We start from the raw sequence: 1,284 nt of genomic DNA, 5'->3' as shown, positions 1-1,284 counted from the left end.
TGGGTTAAAGTGCGATGCCGAAGGCACTGGGTAGCACCCCTAGATGTCGTTAGGCCTTCAATCTACTTAGGGCTTGCTGAATAATGGTAAAACCCTTTTAAAATAAGGCTTTTGACCTGTTAAAGTCCGATGTTAGTGCTGCGAAAATAGGATTGGGACTTTCAAAAACCTTGCATTATCCTTCTTGTGGTACATCGCTTGGTACAAAAAACAAGGGCAACAAAGCCTGAAACGACCGACTCCTGACTCCTGACTCCTACCCCCAGGAAAAACTTTTTCAGCAGACCCTAAATAAAAGTCCTAAATGCAAGATTTGAGCAACGCTTAACCCAAACTCCTGATTGAGATAGATGCCCAAAAAATTATTCAGGGTTACAATTCCATCGGAAATCAAATAAAATACGACTAAGAACTTAAAAATCTCTTGGTTTTGCCTAAAATAGCCCAGCGTATGCCAGACCTGATGGTAGGATTGGCGAATTAACCGAGAAAGGGGAATGGTGGGCGGTTGCGACTGATGAGGCAACCAAGCTAGAGCCGGGAGAGAAAGAAAGAGCAGCCATAATCCGACGATCACAAAAGCCAGTCGATACTCTAGCAATTGATCGAAGCGATGGCTTGATTGTACCAACCAAAACAACAGATAACAGGCAATTCCTCCCAGATAGCCCAACCCCGACCCCCAACTTGACAGCCGCCCGATCGCCCCCGGTGGCACCAGAGAGGGTTAAGAGAGAAAAATTTATAAGTGACACCTTCCCCAACGAAGTTTTTGACAAGTTCTGCTAGTATTACAGGACTATTCTCCTCACAGGGGGAAAATTGATAGATTTCTGGTTAGTGTATCACAAGCTCAAGAAAAGGATAGCCAAATGCTTGCAGCTACCCTGTGCCGAGGGAATAGACTGGAGACTTAGTTCTCTTGTACTTAATTTATTTGGCAATTTTCGAGCCATTGTTCTAAATCTTGTAATGACTGAAAATCTAACAAAGCTTCGCCTAAGTTTTCTAACTGTTCTAGGTCAAGATTTCGGATCTTGGGCGATAATTCAGGAGAGATGCTACCTATACGGCGATTTAATAGACGTAAAACGAGGTTAGCTTCTCCCTCTTGTCGTCCCTCTTGTCGTCCCTCTTGTCGTCCCTCTTGTAAACCTTCCGACCAGATTTCTTGATAGATAACAGATTCTTTCATGATGTCTTTCCTCAATAATCGTTGAATGATGTCTTTGTTTAATACTGACCCAGCTAGGATGGCGGTAGATGCGGCCAGATTGCTTTGTT

Annotated in this window: 2 protein-coding genes; both read right to left on the bottom strand. The window is 43.7% G+C overall.

Features of this window, described 5'->3' with window-relative positions; genetic code table 11:
- Positions 1-277: 277 nt before the first annotated feature.
- The gene (locus PX481_RS15240) at positions 278-718 is read right to left on the bottom strand and encodes an MFS transporter (RefSeq protein WP_002757702.1); all 441 of its coding nucleotides are present in this window, start codon (positions 716-718) and stop codon (positions 278-280) included.
- Between the two features lie 210 nt (positions 719-928).
- Positions 929-1,284, bottom strand: a 356-nt coding sequence (locus tag PX481_RS15235; protein ID WP_288094889.1) for a DUF4351 domain-containing protein, incomplete at its 5' end; no start/stop codon positions are given.

This window comes from Microcystis sp. M53603_WE2, assembly GCF_030065435.1.
Note: the sequence above shows the minus strand (reverse complement) of the source record. Positions and strands in the feature narration are given on the sequence as shown.